This is a genomic window from Clostridium intestinale (assembly GCF_035905475.1).
In the GTDB taxonomy this organism is placed as follows: Bacteria; Bacillota; Clostridia; order Clostridiales; family Clostridiaceae; genus Clostridium_T; species Clostridium_T intestinale.
The window spans coordinates 3916659-3935840 of record NZ_CP121166.1; the positions used below are offsets into that span (position 1 = coordinate 3916659).

Annotated in this window: 12 protein-coding genes, 1 tRNA gene, 3 rRNA genes and 1 other annotated feature; of the genes, 14 read left to right on the plus strand and 2 right to left on the minus strand. The window is 35.3% G+C overall.

The window, feature by feature from the left end:
- Positions 1–19: 19 nt before the first annotated feature.
- On the minus strand, positions 20–1402 hold the full coding sequence (locus P8F83_RS19950) for a DUF2334 domain-containing protein (RefSeq protein ID WP_326512394.1): 1383 nt from the start codon (positions 1400–1402) through the stop codon (positions 20–22).
- Positions 1403–1546: 144 nt separating this feature from the next.
- Positions 1547–2980, minus strand: a complete 1434-nt coding sequence (gene cls, locus P8F83_RS19955) for a cardiolipin synthase (RefSeq protein WP_326512395.1) — start codon at positions 2978–2980, stop codon at positions 1547–1549.
- 602 nt (positions 2981–3582) lie between these two features.
- On the opposite strand from cls, the gene P8F83_RS19960 reads away from it, so the two are divergent.
- The 14 genes from P8F83_RS19960 to P8F83_RS20025 all read left to right on the plus strand — a co-directional run bounded on the left by P8F83_RS19960 (position 3583) and on the right by P8F83_RS20025 (position 19168).
- A 16S ribosomal RNA gene (locus P8F83_RS19960) occupies positions 3583–5103 on the plus strand.
- Between the two features lie 212 nt (positions 5104–5315).
- Positions 5316–8219, plus strand: a 23S ribosomal RNA gene (locus P8F83_RS19965).
- A gap of 74 nt (positions 8220–8293) precedes the next feature.
- Positions 8294–8410 (plus strand): 5S ribosomal RNA (gene rrf / locus P8F83_RS19970).
- Together the 16S, 23S and 5S rRNA genes with 1 tRNA gene alongside form the textbook arrangement of a ribosomal RNA operon.
- 5 nt (positions 8411–8415) lie before the next feature.
- Positions 8416–8490 (plus strand) — tRNA-Asn (locus P8F83_RS19975).
- A 263-nt stretch (positions 8491–8753) separates the two neighbouring features.
- On the plus strand, positions 8754–9515 hold the full coding sequence (locus P8F83_RS19980; protein ID WP_073022129.1) for a DeoR/GlpR family DNA-binding transcription regulator: 762 nt from the start codon (positions 8754–8756) through the stop codon (positions 9513–9515).
- Positions 9516–9532: 17 nt separating this feature from the next.
- Positions 9533–10471: a 1-phosphofructokinase gene (pfkB, locus tag P8F83_RS19985; RefSeq protein WP_326512396.1), complete on the plus strand. Its 939-nt coding sequence runs from the start codon at positions 9533–9535 to the stop codon at positions 10469–10471.
- Position 10472: 1 nt separating this feature from the next.
- The gene (locus P8F83_RS19990) at positions 10473–10916 is read left to right on the plus strand and encodes a PTS sugar transporter subunit IIA (protein WP_021803788.1); all 444 of its coding nucleotides are present in this window, start codon (positions 10473–10475) and stop codon (positions 10914–10916) included.
- A 30-nt stretch (positions 10917–10946) separates the two neighbouring features.
- Positions 10947–12311 (plus strand): PTS fructose transporter subunit IIC, encoded by a 1365-nt coding sequence (locus P8F83_RS19995; RefSeq protein ID WP_326512397.1) that lies wholly within the window; start codon positions 10947–10949, stop codon positions 12309–12311.
- A gap of 109 nt (positions 12312–12420) precedes the next feature.
- On the plus strand, positions 12421–12993 hold the full coding sequence (locus P8F83_RS20000) for a nitroreductase family protein (RefSeq protein ID WP_326512398.1): 573 nt from the start codon (positions 12421–12423) through the stop codon (positions 12991–12993).
- A gap of 56 nt (positions 12994–13049) precedes the next feature.
- Positions 13050–13266, plus strand: a binding site (T-box leader).
- 207 nt (positions 13267–13473) lie between these two features.
- Positions 13474–14757: an aspartate--tRNA(Asn) ligase gene (gene aspS, locus P8F83_RS20005; RefSeq protein WP_326512399.1), complete on the plus strand. Its 1284-nt coding sequence runs from the start codon at positions 13474–13476 to the stop codon at positions 14755–14757.
- A 161-nt stretch (positions 14758–14918) separates the two neighbouring features.
- Positions 14919–15074 (plus strand): zinc-ribbon domain-containing protein, encoded by a 156-nt coding sequence (locus tag P8F83_RS20010; protein WP_073022141.1) that lies wholly within the window; start codon positions 14919–14921, stop codon positions 15072–15074.
- A gap of 173 nt (positions 15075–15247) precedes the next feature.
- Positions 15248–16381, plus strand: coding sequence for a zinc-dependent alcohol dehydrogenase (locus tag P8F83_RS20015; RefSeq protein WP_238907292.1), 1134 nt, complete (start codon positions 15248–15250; stop codon positions 16379–16381).
- Positions 16382–16647: 266 nt separating this feature from the next.
- Positions 16648–18744, plus strand: coding sequence for an elongation factor G (gene fusA, locus P8F83_RS20020; protein ID WP_326512400.1), 2097 nt, complete (start codon positions 16648–16650; stop codon positions 18742–18744).
- A gap of 187 nt (positions 18745–18931) precedes the next feature.
- Complete coding sequence (locus P8F83_RS20025; protein WP_073022147.1) at positions 18932–19168, plus strand: hypothetical protein; 237 nt, start codon at positions 18932–18934, stop codon at positions 19166–19168.
- Positions 19169–19182 lie beyond the last annotated feature (14 nt).

Sequence of the window (19182 nt, forward strand, 5' to 3'; positions counted from 1 at the left end):
CATCAGCTAATCTTTTTTTCTATTTTATATCAGTAAGTTTTATTGTTACATATCCACAATCATCAAGTGTTTTTAATATTCTATTTAATGGAGCATCTTGAGAATATGTATAATTTAGTTGTCCATCTTTAATATCAATGTTTATATAATCAAATTCTTTGTATGGATGGTAAAAGAAGCTTGCAAGAGATGAGCTTTTGTTGCTTTTAATATTATCTAATAACTCTTGAACATTGTTGTCTTTTACATAACTTAAAGGTGCTGGAACATATATAGTAGTATTATTCCTAGGACTAACCAAAGGGAGCTTGTTCCATATACCTACGTAAGGTTCATATATATAATCAAAATACTTTTCGAGTATAGATTGTTGATATTCAGTAGCTCTATAATGTGGAGATTCAAAAAACTTATAAGGTATATTCAATGAGTTTGCTGTAGTTATTGCTGAATTTACAATGTTTATAACATCCTCTTCTTTAGTATTATAATCTTTTGTAAGTTCAGAACTAACAATGCTCTTTTCATTTCCATACTGATGTGTATAGCCATGAAGACCGATAATACCACCCCTATTTATAATGTAATCTAGGGTATTTATAAATGCAGCATTAGTCATGTTAAAATCTTTTAAAAGATCTATATCTACGTTATTTTCAGGATCCTTAAATCTAGGAACCCATGCTATTGAGAAATTTGCATTATTTATATAAAGATTTTGTGCTACCATTTTAAATTTAAGTAGATTATCTCCATTATATTCTTCACCCACAGAAATGTCTTCTAATCTAATTAAAGATATAGTACCATTAGCCTTGGGGATTTTTATCTTCAAATTATCTATAGGGAAGAATGATATTTTATTATTATCAATATCCCAATAACTTATAAAAGAAAATATTTCTTCAATATCAGAAACTGATAAATATTCTGTTTTATGATTAGTTAAAGCTTCACCTCTAAGCTCTATTGTGCCTGCTTTTGAGGATATATTTTTATTTTCTTTTGATACCGTGTATATTTGATTGTTAAATTCTATTGTATACCTATCTCCAAAGTAATTATAAACTGCACCTACTGATTCACAAAAATCTTTTATTGATATGTAGTATCTTTGTCCTTTTTGAAGAATCGGAGATGAGAGGTCTAATTTATCATCGTTATAAATTAAATCTACATTATTTACTTTAGATATAGAAGTTATGTCATTAGGAAGGGATGGAATTTTTCTAGATAGTTTCCGCTTTTTAAAACTATGTACAAGTTTATCATTTTTTAGTGATGTGAGACTTTTTCCATCAAACTCTTCAATAAATTTAACCCTCAAATCTGGTTTGAAATAAACATATAAAATAATTACGATTATAGATATTGGAATTAAATAGAGAAATTTTTTTATCATTGGAATTAACTCCTTTTAGTTGATATTACTGAATAACACTATTCTATAATATTAGCTAATATAAACATATAGAAGTAATAAAAATTTAATGTAAATATAATAAAAAATACTCAATTAATGTAATTGATACACTAATTGAGTATTTTATAGTAGAGATGAAAAAATTCTAGCAATTCCCTCTATGAATTTATCAACTTTTCCTTCATTTTCATATTCTTCTAGAGGAAATTCTCTGCATCTAAGTAAATCATTATTGAAGATATCATCAAGTTCTTTAGTTTTATGCTCATCATAAACCACACAGTTAATTTCATAATTTAAATCATAACTTCTGATATCCATGTTAGCTGTACCTAAAGTAAATAGTTTCCCATCTACAGTCATAGTTTTAGAATGGATAAAAGCTGTTTTATCATAAAAATATACTTTTACTCCACAACGCATCAGTTCTCCTAAATATGTCCGTGAAGCTTTATTAACAGTAAAGTGGTCTGCTTGCTCCGGGAAAATTATTTTAATATCCACTCCACCTAATGAAGCTATTCTTAAAGCATCCATTATACTTTCGTTAGGGACAAAATAAGGTGTGGATATATAAATATTCTTTTTTGCCATTGTTATCATTTTTAACATTCCCTGCATTATTGCTGGAAATTCAGAGTCAGGTCCACTTTTAACTAGTTGCATAAGAACATCATTTTTTACTGAAGTTGCAGGAAAGTATTGATCAAATTCATCATCATAAAAAGAGTATTCGTTATTTGCCTTTTGTATTGTTAAAAAATCATCTAAAAAAACTGCCTGAAGAGCCATAACGAAGTCACCACTAACCATAAGATGAGTATCTCTCCAGTAACCGAATTTACTTTTGCCTAGGTATTCATCTCCGATGTTTATACCACCTAAAAAACCTACCTTTCCATCTATTATGGCTATTTTTCTATGGTTTCTATAATTTATTTGGGTATTTATAGGGCGTAATAGTGGAGCTAAGAAATAAGAGTAGAATACAATATCGATTCCATTGTCTTTTAAATCTTTTATATAAGCCTTTTTCATTTTAGCGCCCACTCTATCTATAATGAATCTAACTCTAACGCCTTCTTTCGCCTTTTTTATAAGGATATCCTTTATTTCGTTTCCTATATTATCACTTTTTACAATATAATACTCTAAATGAATATGATGAGTGGCATTTAGGAGTTGTTCTTTTAAATCATTAAACTTATCCTCTCCATTAGTATAGAATTTGATATCGTTATTTGGAAATATAGGAGAATCACTATTATTAGCAAGGAGTTCAATAAGCGGAGTATATTGTTTAAGTTTATATTCCTTTATTATAGGAGTTATTAAATCCTTTATTTCATTAGATATGCGATCATTCAATTTATGTATTTTCCAATTTTGACCTAAGAATATATAAAGAATTAAACCAACAGGAGGGAGTAATAATAGAATTAGTAACCAAGCTATTGTTTTTTCGGGTTTTTTTCTTTCCAAAACAACTATAGCAGTACCAACAATAATATTAATGGCCATTATTGCATATGTAATGTAGTTAGTAAAATCTTTCATCTAATTTCCCCCTTTATAGAATATATGATTAATATTATACCAGTTATTTAAATTGTGGTTAAGATATTATAATAGTGAAAGATTATTAAATTTGATATAAAATCTCTATACTTTAATCTGGTATTACATATTATTAACATAAATAAGTATTTAATATCAGATAGGAGAATATTCTTATATGAAGTCATAATTGTATTAAATAAGAAAAAATAAATATAAACATATCCTAGTGTATCAATAATAAAAAAAGTGAGAAAAAATGAGTATTTTGTAGTAAAGGGAATTTATATGCGTTAATTTAGTTTTGATAGGAGGATTTATATGTTTCGTAGATGTTAAGATAAAACACGTCGCAAGTGAAGGCAAACATTTCTTAGTAAGAAATTGATCAACAAAAAATGAAAAAAAGTTGTTGACATGCAAAAAGCTGTGTGATAAGATAACACTTGTCGCTGAGAGAGATTAGCGAAAAAGAAAAAATGGTCTTTGAAAATTAAACAGAGGAAACTTAAGAAGTTTTGAATAAACTTATTTTATAGTCAACGTAATTCTTAGAGTAAGATTAAACTGAAATTTGTGCACTTAATTATTTAAGCGTCACTTAAATTGAGAGTTTGATCCTGGCTCAGGACGAACGCTGGCGGCGTGCTTAACACATGCAAGTCGAGCGAGGAAATTGCTTCGGTAATTTCCTAGCGGCGGACGGGTGAGTAACACGTGGGCAACCTGCCTGATAGAGGGGGATAGCCTCCCGAAAGGGAGATTAATACCGCATAAAGTCAAATGAAGGCATCTTCAAATGACCAAAGGAGTAATCCGCTATCAGATGGGCCCGCGGCGCATTAGCTAGTTGGTGAGGTAACGGCTCACCAAGGCGACGATGCGTAGCCGACCTGAGAGGGTGATCGGCCACATTGGGACTGAGACACGGCCCAGACTCCTACGGGAGGCAGCAGTGGGGAATATTGCACAATGGGGGAAACCCTGATGCAGCAACGCCGCGTGAGTGATGAAGGCCTTCGGGTTGTAAAGCTCTGTCTTCAGGGACGATAATGACGGTACCTGAGGAGGAAGCCACGGCTAACTACGTGCCAGCAGCCGCGGTAATACGTAGGTGGCAAGCGTTGTCCGGATTTACTGGGCGTAAAGGGAGCGTAGGCGGATACTTAAGTGGGATGTGAAATACCTGGGCTTAACTTGGGTGCTGCATTCCAAACTGGGTGTCTAGAGTGTTGGAGAGGAAAGTGGAATTCCTAGTGTAGCGGTGAAATGCGTAGAGATTAGGAAGAACACCAGTGGCGAAGGCGACTTTCTGGACAATAACTGACGCTGAGGCTCGAAAGCGTGGGGAGCAAACAGGATTAGATACCCTGGTAGTCCACGCCGTAAACGATGGGTACTAGGTGTAGGGGGTATCGACTCCCCCTGTGCCGCCGTTAACACAATAAGTACCCCGCCTGGGGAGTACGGTCGCAAGATTAAAACTCAAAGGAATTGACGGGGGCCCGCACAAGCAGCGGAGCATGTGGTTTAATTCGAAGCAACGCGAAGAACCTTACCTAGACTTGACATCTCCTGAATTACTCTTAATCGAGGAAGTTCTCCCTTCGGGGAGGACAGGAAGACAGGTGGTGCATGGTTGTCGTCAGCTCGTGTCGTGAGATGTTGGGTTAAGTCCCGCAACGAGCGCAACCCTTATTGTTAGTTGCTACCATTTAGTTGAGCACTCTAGCAAGACTGCCGTGGTTAACGCGGAGGAAGGTGGGGATGACGTCAAATCATCATGCCCCTTATGTCTAGGGCTACACACGTGCTACAATGGCGAGTACAAAGAGACGCAAAGCCGCGAGGTGGAGCAAAACTTATAAAACTCGTCTCAGTTCGGATTGCAGGCTGAAACTCGCCTGCATGAAGCTGGAGTTGCTAGTAATCGCGAATCAGAATGTCGCGGTGAATACGTTCCCGGGCCTTGTACACACCGCCCGTCACACCATGAGAGTTGGCAATACCCGAAGTCCGTAGCCTAACCTTTTAGGAGGGCGCGGCCGAAGGTAGGGTCAGCGATTGGGGTGAAGTCGTAACAAGGTAGCCGTAGGAGAACCTGCGGCTGGATCACCTCCTTTCTATGGAGAAATTACTTAAAACTACAACTTAGTAGAATTTAAGTATAAAATTCAGTCAATATAATTGACAAAGATTTACGTTTTCCTCTGTTTAATTTTGAACGACCATAAGTTGTTCAATGTTCTTTGAAAATTGCACATAAGTAAGTAAAGTAATATATAATAAAGCCAGTTGGCAATTAATTAATCAAATTCTTTTATAGAATGACATAGGTCAAGATATAAAGGGCGTATGGTGAATGCCTTGGCATCGGGAGCCGAAGAAGGACGCGATAAGCTGCGAAAAGCTCTGGGTAGGCGCAAATAGCCTGTGATCCAGAGATGTCCGAATGAGGAAACTCACATGGGAAACCCCATGTATCCATAAGTGAATACATAGCTTATGGAGGGTAAACTCAGGGAACTGAAACATCTAAGTACCTGAAGGAAGAGAAAGAAAAATCGATTTCCTAAGTAGCGGCGAGCGAAAGGGAAAGAGCCCAAACCAGAAATTTATTTCTGGGGTTGCGGACAGAACATAAAAGCTAAATTACGTTAATCGAAGAGAACTGGAAAGTTCCACCGCATAAGGTAATAGTCCTGTAGATGAAAACGCGAAATAGTAAGTTCTGATCCAGAGTACCACGAGACACGTGAAACCTTGTGGGAAGCAGGGAGGACCACCTCCCAAGGCTAAATACTACCCGATGACCGATAGTGAAGAAGTACCGTGAGGGAAAGGTGAAAAGAACCCCGGGAGGGGAGTGAAATAGAACCTGAAACCGTATGCCCACAACCGGTCATAGCACTTTATATGTGTGATGACGTGCTTTTTGTAGAACGAGCCAACGAGTCACGATATGTAGCGAGGTTAAGTACTTAAGGTACGGAGCCGAAGGGAAACCGAGTCTTAATAGGGCACAAAGTTGCATGTCGTGGACCCGAAACCGGGTGACCTATCCATGGCCAGGTTGAAGCGAGAGTAAAATCTCGTGGAGGACCGAACCACGTTGGTGTTGAAAAACCATGGGATGAGCTGTGGATAGCGGAGAAATTCCAATCGAACTCGGAGATAGCTGGTTCTCCTCGAAATAGCTTTAGGGCTAGCGTCGAATATGAGTAATGGAGGTAGAGCACTGAATGGGCTAGGGGGCATATCGCTTACCGAACCTTATCAAACTCCGAATGCCATATACTATTAGTTCGGCAGTCAGACTGCGAATGATAAGATCCGTAGTCAAAAGGGAAACAGCCCAGATCGTCAGCTAAGGTCCCAAAGTGTAAGTTAAGTGGAAAAGGATGTGGGATTTCGAAGACAACTAGGATGTTGGCTTAGAAGCAGCCACTCATTAAAAGAGTGCGTAATAGCTCACTAGTCGAGAGATCCTGCGCCGAAGATGTTCGGGGCTCAAACTTACCACCGAAGCTACGGGCTTACAGTAATGTAAGCGGTAGAGGAGCGTCGTAAACGGGCAGAAGTCGTACCGAAAGGAGCGGTGGACTGTTTACGAGTGAGAATGTTGGCATTAGTAGCGAGATGTGAGTGAGAATCTCACAGGCCGAAAACCTAAGGTTTCCTCAGGAAGGCTCGTCCGCTGAGGGTTAGTCGGGACCTAAGCCGAGGCCGAAAGGCGTAGGTGATGGACAATAGGTTGATATTCCTATACCACTACCATCGTTATTACCGATGGCGTGACGCAGGAGGATAGTGTGTGCTAGCTATTGGATGCTAGTCTAAGCACTTAGGGAGTTAAGACAGGAAAATCCGTTTTAACAATTCTGAGGTGTGATGGGGAAGTCCATTTATGGATGAAGTACATGATTCCACGCTGCCAAGAAAAGCGTCTAGGGAGAAAAGTAGTGCCCGTACCGCAAACCGACACAGGTAGGTGAGGAGAGAATCCTAAGGCCGGCGGAAGAATTGCAGTTAAGGAACTCGGCAAATTGACCCCGTAACTTCGGGAGAAGGGGTGCCTACGAGAGTAGGTCGCAGAGAATAGGCCCAAGCAACTGTTTAGCAAAAACACAGGTCTCTGCTAAAGCGAAAGCTGATGTATAGGGGCTGACGCCTGCCCGGTGCTGGAAGGTTAAGGGGAACACTTAGCGCAAGCGAAGGTGTGAACTTAAGCCCCAGTAAACGGCGGCCGTAACTATAACGGTCCTAAGGTAGCGAAATTCCTTGTCGGGTAAGTTCCGACCCGCACGAATGGCGTAATGATTTGGGCACTGTCTCAACTGCAAATCCGGCGAAGTTGTAGTGCAAGTGAAGATGCTTGCTACCCGCGATTGGACGGAAAGACCCCGTAGAGCTTTACTGTAGTTTAGCATTGAGTTTCGGTATTGTCTGTACAGGATAGGTGGGAGACTGGGAAACTAGGGCGTCAGCTTTAGTGGAGTCAACCTTGGGATACCACCCTGATAGTACTGGAATTCTAACTGGACACCATGAAACTGGTGACAGGACATTGTTAGATGGGCAGTTTGACTGGGGCGGTCGCCTCCGAAAAAGTAACGGAGGCGCTCAAAGGTTCCCTCAGAAGGGTCGGAAATCCTTCGAAGAGTGCAAAGGCAGAAGGGAGCCTGACTGCGACACCTACAAGTGGAGCAGGGACGAAAGTCGGACTTAGTGATCCGGTGGTACCTCGTGGGAGGGCCATCGCTCAACGGATAAAAGCTACCTCGGGGATAACAGGCTGATCTCCCCCAAGAGTCCACATCGACGGGGAGGTTTGGCACCTCGATGTCGGCTCGTCGCATCCTGGGGCTGAAGTAGGTCCCAAGGGTTGGGCTGTTCGCCCATTAAAGCGGCACGCGAGCTGGGTTCAGAACGTCGTGAGACAGTTCGGTCCCTATCCGTCGCGGGCGTAGGAAATTTGAGAGGAGCTGTCCTTAGTACGAGAGGACCGGGATGGACTGACCTCTGGTGTACCAGTTGTTCCGCCAGGAGCATAGCTGGGTAGCTAAGTCGGGAAGGGATAAACGCTGAAGGCATCTAAGCGTGAAGCCCACCTCAAGATAAGATTTCCCATAGAGTAATCTAGTAAGATCCCTTGAAGAACACAAGGTTGATAGGTGAGAGGTGTAAGTGTGGTAACATATTTAGCTGACTCATACTAATAGATCGAGGGCTTGACCAATAAGTTAACTGGAATATATATTATTAAATGAACTTACGTGCAATTTTGAAAGAACAAAATTCTTTCATAATATATTTGGTGATAATGGCATAAAGGTAACACCCCTTCCCATTCCGAACAGGATCGTTAAGCTTTATTACGCCGATGGTACTGCATGGGAGACTGTGTGGGAGAGTAGGAAGTCGCCAAATTTTGTTCCGCGATAGCTCAATGGTGGAGCACTCGGCTGTTAACCGATAGGTTGGAGGTTCGAGCCCTCTTCGCGGAGCCAATTTGATTATTACACTAGGATTTTTCCTAGTGTTTTTTTGTTTTTAATCTAATATAATTAATATAGTATCCTAAAAACATTCAAATGAATGTTTTATTTTATATAAGAAAAGTATAAGATGTCGATTTATTCGTTTGTGCTCATTTGTGAATAAATATGATTATTTTTGTTGACAAGTTTAAGTTGTTAATATAAAATGAGATTAAGCAATCAAACAAATGCAAAAATGAGCAAATATTTTAAGATAAGGTGTGAAATATATCATGTTTGCGCAACAAAGACAACAAATCATTTCTGAAATTTTAAAAGAAAAGAGCAGTATAAAGGTAAATGAAATATCATTAATGCTCAATGTATCAGAGTCAACCATAAGAAGAGATTTGCAGGAGATGGAAGAAAAGAATCTTCTTACGAGAACACATGGGGGAGCTGTAGGGTTAGATAATAAAACGAATTATGAACCTTCATTTCAAGATAAGAAAGACGAAAGAATTGATCAGAAAAAAAAGATAGCAGAAACTGCAAGTGAATTCATTCAAGATGGAGATACAATAATAATGGATTCTGGGACAACTACTTTAGAGTTAGCAAAAAGAATTAAAGCTAAAAACTTGACTATAATAACTAATTCTATTGATATTGCATCAGAACTATCTAGTAATAAAGATATAGAAATAATAGTAACAGGTGGATCATTAAGAGTTAATACAAGAGCAATGGTTGGTAACATGGCAGAAGCCGTACTTCGAAACTTTAGAGTAGATAAAGTTTTTTTAGGGGCTAACGGTATATCTATAGAAGAGGGAATAACTACTCCTAACTATGCAGAGGCCCAAACTAAAAAAATTATGATGAATCATGCTAAAAAAGTTATAGTAATGGCAGATAGTAGCAAATTCGAAAACGTTTCGTTTTCAGTTATATGTCCAGTTAAAGCTGTAAGTATGATAATAACTAGTGATGATATTGATAAAAGAATAATTGAGGAATATGAAGAAGTTGGAGTGGAAATAATAACAACTTAGATATAGGAGGTGATTTGATGGTAATAACTGTGACGCTTAATCCAGCAATAGATAAAACACTAATTGTAGATGGCTTTCAGTTGGGATCTGTAAATAGAACCATGGATGTGAGACATGATATTGGAGGAAAAGGTGTTAACGTTTCTAAGGTTCTAAAAAATTTAGGAATAGATTCCTTAGCAATAGGTTTTTTAGGCGGAGTATTTAGAAAATCTTTTGAATCTGAATTAGATAAAAGGAATATAACTCATAGATTTGTGAAGATAAAAAATGATACTAGAACCAATATGAAGATAGTAGATAATATTAATAAAACTTATACTGATATAAATGAAGCTGGTCCTCAGATATCTACAGAAGAGCTGAATGAATTTATAGATATATATAAAGAAGTTTGCAAAGAAGGGGATATAGTTGTTCTATCAGGTGGAGTACCTCGAGGTGTATCAAAAGATATATATAAAGTTTTGACAGGAATCGCAAAAGAAAAAGGTGCTTTAGTAATTATTGATGCTGAAGGGGAGCTTTTGGAAGAAGGAATGAAAGAAAAACCTTTTGCCATAAAGCCAAATGATCATGAATTGTCAATTATGTTCAATGAGGATCTAAAGGACGAAAAAAGTATATTAGAAAAAGCTTTGTTGGTAAAAAATAATATGAAGATATCTAATATACTAGTATCTATGGGATCCAGAGGAGCGTTATATATAACTGATAAAGGAAAATACATAGCTGGAGGATTAAAAGTACCTGTAAAAAGCACCGTAGGTGCAGGAGACTCCATGGTTGCAGCTTTAGTGTATTCTATGGTAAAAGAATTAGATGACGAAAATACATTAGGTTTTGCTCAAGCTTGTGGAGCGGCTACAGTTACTTTAGAAGGTACAGAGGCATGTAGCAAAAAACAAGTTGAAGAATTACTACCAAAATCAATGGAACTTATAAGGAGGATATAACATGGAAATAAAAGATATGTTTTCTAAAGAAAGAGTTTGCTTACAATTAGGAGCTAAAAATAAATTAGAAGCAATAGATGAATTAATAGATATATTAGTTAAAGATGGCAAGATTAACGACAAAGAGACATTTAGAAAAGCAGTACTAAAAAGAGAGGAGGAGTTTTCTACAGGAATAGGAATGGGAATAGCTATACCACATGGTAAAAGCGATTCAGTAAATGAGGCTGCTATAGTTTTTGGTAAAAGTGATCAGGGAATAGATTATGGTTCAATGGATGATAAGCCTGCACACTTATTTTTCTTAATAGCAGTACCACAAGATAGTAACGACATACACTTAAGAGCATTAAGTCAAATATCAAGAAAATTAATGCATGAAAATGTAAGAAACGCAATCATGAATTCAAGTAATTTTGAAGAATTTATAAAAGTATTTGAGTAAAATATTAAAATTTATTATGGGGGTATTATTATGAAAATAGTAGCAATAACATCCTGTCCAACAGGAATAGCCCATACATACATGGCTGCCGAGGCATTAGAAATGGCAGCTAAAGAAATGGGTCATCAAATTAAGGTTGAAACTCAAGGTTCTGTAGGTGTTGAAAACGTATTAACAGAAAAAGACATTGCTGAAGCAAACTGTGTTATCATAGCAGCAGACACTAACGTATCTAAAGATAGATTTGTTGGAAAAGCATTAGTAGAAGTGGCGGTTTCTGAAGCAATAAAGGATGCTAAAGGACTTATTGAAAAAGCTAAAGGTGCTAAGGTTTTAAAAGCTGAAGTATCTGAAGAAGCAAATAAGGAGAAAAAAGAAGGTTCTTCACAAAAGAAAGGTGTATATAAACATCTTATGACTGGTGTATCATACATGATTCCTTTTGTTGTTGCAGGTGGTATATTAATAGCATTAGGATTTGCATTTGGCGGAATCTATGTTTATGAAAATGTAGGTTCATTTGGAGAAGTAATATTCTCAACAGGTAAAGCAGCATTCGCATTCATGGTACCTGTACTTGCTGGATTTATAGCATACTCAATAGCAGATAGACCTGGTATAGTACCTGGATTTGTAGGTGGAGCTTTAGCTAATACCATAGGTGCTGGATTCTTAGGAGCATTACTTGCTGGATTTATAGCTGGTTATGTTGTTATAGGAATTAGAAAATATATCAAATTACCAAAATCTATGGATGGATTAATGCCAGTACTAATTATCCCAGTATTATCAACTTTTATAATCGCAATCATAATGACTTTTGTTTTAGGTGGTCCTGTTAAGGCAATTAACGATGCAATGAATTCTGGATTAGTTAGTTTAAGCGGAAGTAGTAAAGTTCTTTTAGGTTTAATCTTAGGAATAATGATGGCCGCAGATATGGGTGGTCCTATAAATAAAGCTGCATACGTATTTGGAACAGCAACTTTAGCTAATGGAAGTTCTTCAGCTATAATGGCAGCGGTTATGGTAGCTGGTATGGTACCTCCTTTAGGAATAGCATTGGCAACAGTTATGTCAAAGAAAAAATTTACTGTTGAAGAAAGAGAAGCTGGAAAAGCTAACTGGGTAATGGGATTAGCATTCATAACAGAAGGAGCTATACCATTTGCAGCAGCTGACCCTGTAAGAGTAATACCTTCACTTATGGCTGGATCAGGAGTAGCAGGAGCACTTTCAATGTTATTTAATGTTACATTAGCAGTTCCTCACGGTGGAGCATTCGTATTAGCTTTACCAAACGTAGTAACTGGGCTTGGAATGTATTTAATAGCTATGGTAGCAGGAACTGTAGTAAGTGGAGTTCTTCTATCAGCACTTAAAAAAGAAGTATAGAATATAAATACAAGGAAGTTATAGCTAAACTATCAAATAGTTTGCTATAACTTCTTTTTTATTTTATAATTTAATTAAGAATTATTATCAATTACTAGGAGTGATGACTATGGAATTAAAAGAGGCGATAATTAATAGAAGATCCATAGGCAATGTTGAGAATAAAGAGGTTCCTAAAGAAATAATTGAAGAAATAATAGAGTCTGCAAAGTGGGCACCTACAAGATTCTTAACACAACCTTGGAGATTTTTTGTTATAACAAAGGAAGGAAGACATTCTTTATCTAAGGTAATTGAAGAGATTGCAATTGATTTAGGTACAGATCCAAATACAGAAGAAGGAAAAAAGAGATTAGAATTAGAACGAAATAAACCATTCAGAGCACCAGTCATTATAGCTGTTGCAGCAGAAGTAAGTGAAAAGGAAAGAGTAATAAGGATTGAGGAGCTTGGAGCGGTATATGCTGGAATACAAAATATGTTGCTTACAGCTCATTCATTAGGAATATCTGCATATTGGAAGACTGGCAAGGAGTGTTATCACCCTAGGATGAAAGAGTTTTTTTATCTTAAGGAAAAAGATGAAGTATTAGCATTTATATATTTAGGTTACTCTGAGAGTACTAAAAATGCAGTACAAAGAATATCAACAAAAGAACTGACTACATGGATTGAGTATTAAGATATTTAATAGTATTGACTTTCTTTTGGGTTTAGGAATATAATATATAAAATATTATAAATTCTATGAAGAGGATAGTAACTAATTAGAATTCTTATAGAGAGCGAAGGATGGTGAAAGCTTCGCAGAAAAATTTTTAGTGAAAGACACCTTAGAGAAATTTATTTGAAATTTAGTAGGATAAATCGGTTGCTACCGTTAAAAGGCTTAAAGATAATCTTTTTAGATATTAGATTAAATAAGGATGGCACCGTGGGTAAACTCACTCCTGTTATGGAGTGAGTTTTTTGTTTTTATTTATATATATTCTAAGGTTAATTAGGATGGTACCGTGAAGTATAGCTTTGCTCCTAAATGGAGTGAAGCTTTTTTTATTATTTGAGAGTTAGTTTTTTATTCAAATGTCCGAACATTCGAACATTAGAATGTTCGGACATTTGAAAAATTAAATAAAAGTTTTTAAAATGAAAGGAGTCAATTATGAAAAGAATAATGATTAGTAGGCTAGAAGGGTCTATAGGAGAAAAAATATTTATACAAGGTTGGGTTCACAGAGTTAGAATTTTAAAAAATATTTCCTTTGTAATAGTAAGAGATAGAAGTGGAATGGTTCAATGTGTGGTTGACAAAGATATAGATTTAAATAATTTAACAAATGAATCTGTAGTAGAGATAACTGGAGTAGCTAAAGAAGGAAAAAACTCTTTAAATAATTTTGAAGTAATAGTTGAAGAAATTAACGTTATAAATAAAGTAGATGAGATACTTCCTATAGAAGTAAATAAAAATTCTTTAGATATTTCTTTAGAAACATTATTAAATAATAGAGTTCTAAGTCTTAGAAATGAAAAAAATAATGCAATATTTAAAGTTCAGCATATATTGTTGCAGGGGTTTAGAGAGTTTTTATCAAAAGAAGATTTTACAGAAATATTTTCCCCTAAAATTGTAGCTGAGGGTGCTGAAGGAGGAACATCTGTATTCAAATTAAATTATTTCGGGAAAGAAGCCTATTTATCTCAAAGTCCACAGTTTTATAAGCAGATGATGATAGCGGCAGGATATGAAAGAGTTTTCGAAATTGGAAACTTTTTTAGAGCAGAAGAGCATGATACAAGAAGACATCTAAACCAATTTACAAGTATGGACGTAGAGTTGGCATTTATAGAAGATGAAAATTCAATTATAGATATTGAAGAAAACTTACTAAAATATATGTTTAACAAGTTAATTAATGAAGGGGAAAGATATATTAAGTTATTGAATGTTGATGTGCCTCAAATCGATATGATACCAAGAATAGAATTTAAAGAGGCTTTAAAAATATTAAAAGAAAACTATGGAAAGATTATTAATGACATTGATTTAGATTCTGAAGGAGAAGAACTTATAAGCAAATATGCTAAAGAGAAGTTTAATTCAGATTTTATATTCATAACTAATTATTACAGAGAAAAAAGACCTATGTATACAATGCCTAAGGGAAACGAGGGGACTAAATCTTTTGACCTTATATTTAGAGGAATGGAAATAACATCTGGGGGACAAAGAATTGATGATTACTCTATGTTAATAGAGAGCTTTACAGCTAAAGGGTTAAATCCGGAAGATTTTAAAAGTTATATTGATATTTTTAAATATGGAGTTCCACCACATGGAGGTTTTGCTATAGGTTTGGAAAGGTTTTTAGCCTTATTGCTAGGATTTAGTAATGTGAGGGAAACAACTCTATTTCCAAGGGATAAGAGCAGACTTGTTCCTTAGAGAATTAGTGACTTTACAAGGAAAATAATCCTTGCATCAAAATAATAAATGTGATATTATAAATGAGTAATAAAAAGTAAAGATATAAGAAGATAATAATTTTCTCCAGTTTTAGAGAATTTGTTAATCACTTATAAATCTTTAAAAATGGAGGAATTGAAATGGCAGATAAAACTATCGTTTGCAGAGATTGCGGAAAAGACTTCGTTTTCACTGAAGGAGAACAAGCTTTTTACAAAGAAAAAGGATTCGACAATGAACCAGTAAGATGCGTTGATTGTAGAAGAGCTAAAAAACAACAAAACAATAGAAGATAATTATTGTAAATGTTGAAGCTATAAGATCTAATCTTATAGCTTTTTTGCGTTTAAAAATATATTTAGATAATAAGATTTATGTTTAATATAAAAGTAAAGTATAACTAAATAAATTATAGGCTTTAAGCAGATACTACCTAAGAATAAAATAAATTTATTTGGAGGAGTTACAGATGAAAGCTATAGTTTATGAAGGTATTAGAGATGTAGAAGTTAAACAAGTAAAAGATCCTACTATTCAAAAATCGGATGATATAATAGTTAAAGTAACTTCTACAGCTATCTGCGGATCAGACTTACATTTAGTTCATGGCTTTATACCTAACCTTCCTAAAGGGTTTGTATTAGGACATGAAACCATGGGGATTGTAGAAGAGGTAGGAAAAGATGTAACTAAGGTTAAAAAAGGAGATAGAGTAATAGTTCCATTTCCGGTTTCTTGCGGACATTGTTGGTATTGTGAACATGATTTATGGAGTCAATGTGATAACTCAAATCCAAATGGAGAAGCTGGAGGATTATTGGGATACAGTAATACTTTTGGAGGTTATGATGGAGGGCAAGCGCAATATTTAAGAGTTCCTTATGCAAATGTAGGCCCTACTATAATTCCTGAGGAGTTAACAGATGAACAAGTTTTGTTTTTAACTGATATTTTACCAACATCACTTTGGGGTGTTGATATTGCAGAAGTAAAACCAAATGATACAGTTGTGGTTTTAGGATCTGGGCCAGTAGGCTTATTAGCTCAAAAGTGGGCTATATATAAAGGAGCTAAAAGAGTAATTGCAGTTGATAGAGTAGGATATAGATTAGAGCATGCTAGAAAGTATAATCAAGTTGAAACTATCAATTTTGAAGATTATGATAATACAGGTGAATATATTAAAGAAATAACTGGAGGAGGAGCAGATGCAGTAGTAGATTGTGTTGGGATGGATGGAAAGATGTCTACCATAGAAAAAATAGAAAGTGCATTAAAGCTTCAAGGCGGATCAAAGTCAGCTATTGAAATAGCCTCTCAAGCTATTAGAAAAGGTGGGACAGTAGCTTTAGTAGGTGTTTATGGATCTAAGTATAATGCATTTCCATTAGGAGATTTCTTCTCAAGGAACATTACTTTAAGAATGGGTCAATGTCCAGCACATACATATGTAGATCCTATATTAGAATTAATTAAAGAAGGTAAGTTTGATGCTACAGATATAATAACTCATAGGTTATCAATTGATGAAGGAAAACACGCTTATGGTATATTTGATGCTAAAGAAGACAATTGCATAAAGGTTGTTTTAAAACCTAATTAATATATGGAAGAATACAGTATGAAAATATTGTATTCTTTTTTATTTATAAATAGAAATAGTTTGAATATTTAGAAAATTAAAAGGAAATATAATAAATATGGAGAATATATAATAATAAAAGCGTTCTATCTATAGAGTTAGGAATAATATTTTAATACTATTAATATTTTAATATAGATGACTTAGCTGAAATTTTTTCAGCATCATATAGCCTAAACTTTAAAGAAAGGTGGGTGAATGTTAAGGCGCAGGACCTTAACGCACGTATGAAAGAGTACAAAATTTCCAATTTAAGAAATGTAGGAATAGTTGGACACAGTTCATCAGGAAAGACATCTTTGGTAGAGGCTTTATTATTTACAACAAATACAATAGACAGATTAGGAAAGACAGAGGAAGGAACTACTGTAAGTGACTATGATTTAGAAGAAAGAAAAAGGAGGATATCTTTAAACACAACAATTTTACCTTTAGAATATGAGGATAAAAAAATAAATTTATTAGATACTCCAGGTTACTTTGATTTCGTAGGAGAAATGGTTCAAGGCATGAGAGCAGTAGATGTAGCAACAATAGTAGTATGCGGTGTATCAGGTGTTGCAGTAGGCGATGAAAAAGCGTGGGATTATTGTAATAAAATAAAACTCCCTAGGAGCTTTTTTATAAATAAGCTAGATAGAGAAAACTCTGATTTTGATAGAGTTTTAGAAGACTTAAAAAATAGATTTGGGATAAGTGTTGTACCTATTCAATATCCAATTGGAAAAGAAGATGATTTTCACGGAGTAGTAAATGTTATATCTAGAAAGGCGAGAATATATAGTAAAGGAAATCCTAAAGGAGTTTTCTGTGATATACCACCTGAACTAGAGGAAAAGATAGATAGCTGTAAACAGGCTATCATGGAAGCTGTTGCAGAGACTGATGAAGAGCTTCTAGATAAATACTTCTCAGAAGGAGAATTATCTGATGAAGAAATATATAAAGGACTAATTAGAGGTTGTGCAAATGGGGATGTGGCACCTGTTATGTGTGGCAGTTCTACATCAGCTATAGGAATGGATGTATTACTTGAAGATATATGCGAATGTTTCCCATCACCTGAATATGCACTTCCACAAAAGGGAATTGATTTACAAACTGATGAAGAGGTTTTCATGAACTATGATGAAAATAAGCCTTTTTCTGCATTTATTTTTAAAACAATTGCAGATCCTTTTGTAGGAAAATTATCTCTATTTAAAGTAATTACAGGAAAAGCTAAAAGTGATTTAAGTATATATAATTCTAATAAAGATAAAAGTGAGAAGCTAAGTAATTTATATTTCATGAGAGGGAAACAGCAGGTAGTAGCTAAAGAGATTATAGCTGGTGATATAGGTGCAATAGCTAAACTGCAATATAGTGCGACAGGGGATACCCTATGTGAATCTACCTTCAAGATAAAATATGATAAAATAAACTTCCCAGAGCCTGTAATATCTATGTCTATAGTACCAAAGAGTAAAGGTGATGAGGAGAAGATATCATTGTCTTTGGGCAAATTATTAGAAGAAGACCCAACTTTTAAGATAAGTAGAGATATTGAGAATGCAGAAACTATAGTATCTGGGGTAGGAGAAGCACATCTAGAGGTTATAGCTGCAAAGATAAAGAATAAGTTTGGCGTTGATGTATTGCTTCAAGAACCAAAGGTTCCATATAGAGAGGCTATAAAAGGGGTTGCTGATGTTCAAGGAAAGCATAAAAAGCAATCTGGTGGACATGGTCAATATGGAGATGTATGGATTAAATTTGAAGCAAGAAATGATGGAGAAGATGAGCTAGAATTTATTGATAAGGTTGTTGGTGGGTCTGTACCTAGAAACTTTATACCAGCAGTTGAAAAAGGCTTAAAAGAATGCATTCGTCACGGGGTATTGGCTGGCTATCCAGTTATAGGATTAAAAGCTACTCTTCATGACGGCTCTTATCATACAGTAGACTCATCAGAAATGGCATTTAAGATAGCTGCTTCTCAAGCCTATAAGAGAGGTTTAGAGAAAGCTAATCCTATTTTGTTAGAACCTATAATGTCTGTAACCATAAGTATACCAGAAGATTATATGGGAGATATAATAGGAGATATAAACAAGAGAAGAGGAAGAGTGTTAGGAATGGAGCCAGATAAAAAGCTTCAAAAGATTATAGCAGAAGTACCGATGGCTGAGATGTTTAAGTATGCTACAGACCTTAGAAGTATAACTGGAGCTAGAGGTAGTTTTGAGATGAAGTTTGAGAGATATGAAGAAGTTCCAACTTCAGAAACCTTAATTATAATAGATGAAGTTAAAAGGAATAGGGAGCTTAGAAACGAAGCTTAATAATACGATAATGAGAAATATAAACACCCTTAGGATAAAATTTCCTATGGGTGTTTTCTATTAAATAGGGTATATATTTATGCTTTCTTGGTTAAATTAATTTCAATAAAGAATATAGGAATATAAAGGGGAATATGCTAAGTAATAGGTGCCTGAAATTAGAGTGGTTCACTAGGAGGGTTCACATATGTCAGAATATAAAATGGAGATAAAAGGAGAAATAGGATTAAGTGATTATAGTAATATTTATGATTATATAGGAGTTGTAGATACTGCGGATAACTTTACTATAACATTAGATTCATCCCAAACTGAAAACCTAGACATAATATGCTCGATGCTTAAAGATAATAAGTTTAACATATTGTATCAAGGGGAAGATTCACAAGGAAATTATTTTATTAATGCTATAAAAAAGAAGTGAGAATTTGTATATAC

Excerpts from the sequence above, each read along its gene's own strand:
- P8F83_RS19950 (WP_326512394.1), bottom strand. The coding sequence starts at position 1,402 with ATGATAAAAAAATTTCTCTATTTAATTCCAATATCTATAATCGTAATT.
- cls (WP_326512395.1), bottom strand. The coding sequence starts at position 2,980 with ATGAAAGATTTTACTAACTACATTACATATGCAATAATGGCCATTAAT.
- P8F83_RS19980 (WP_073022129.1), top strand. The coding sequence starts at position 8,754 with ATGTTTGCGCAACAAAGACAACAAATCATTTCTGAAATTTTAAAAGAA.
- pfkB (WP_326512396.1), top strand. The coding sequence starts at position 9,533 with ATGGTAATAACTGTGACGCTTAATCCAGCAATAGATAAAACACTAATT.
- P8F83_RS19990 (WP_021803788.1), top strand. The coding sequence starts at position 10,473 with ATGGAAATAAAAGATATGTTTTCTAAAGAAAGAGTTTGCTTACAATTA.
- P8F83_RS19995 (WP_326512397.1), top strand. The coding sequence starts at position 10,947 with ATGAAAATAGTAGCAATAACATCCTGTCCAACAGGAATAGCCCATACA.
- P8F83_RS20000 (WP_326512398.1), top strand. The coding sequence starts at position 12,421 with ATGGAATTAAAAGAGGCGATAATTAATAGAAGATCCATAGGCAATGTT.
- aspS (WP_326512399.1), top strand. The coding sequence starts at position 13,474 with ATGAAAAGAATAATGATTAGTAGGCTAGAAGGGTCTATAGGAGAAAAA.
- P8F83_RS20010 (WP_073022141.1), top strand. The coding sequence starts at position 14,919 with ATGGCAGATAAAACTATCGTTTGCAGAGATTGCGGAAAAGACTTCGTT.
- P8F83_RS20015 (WP_238907292.1), top strand. The coding sequence starts at position 15,248 with ATGAAAGCTATAGTTTATGAAGGTATTAGAGATGTAGAAGTTAAACAA.
- fusA (WP_326512400.1), top strand. The coding sequence starts at position 16,648 with ATGAAAGAGTACAAAATTTCCAATTTAAGAAATGTAGGAATAGTTGGA.
- P8F83_RS20025 (WP_073022147.1), top strand. The coding sequence starts at position 18,932 with ATGTCAGAATATAAAATGGAGATAAAAGGAGAAATAGGATTAAGTGAT.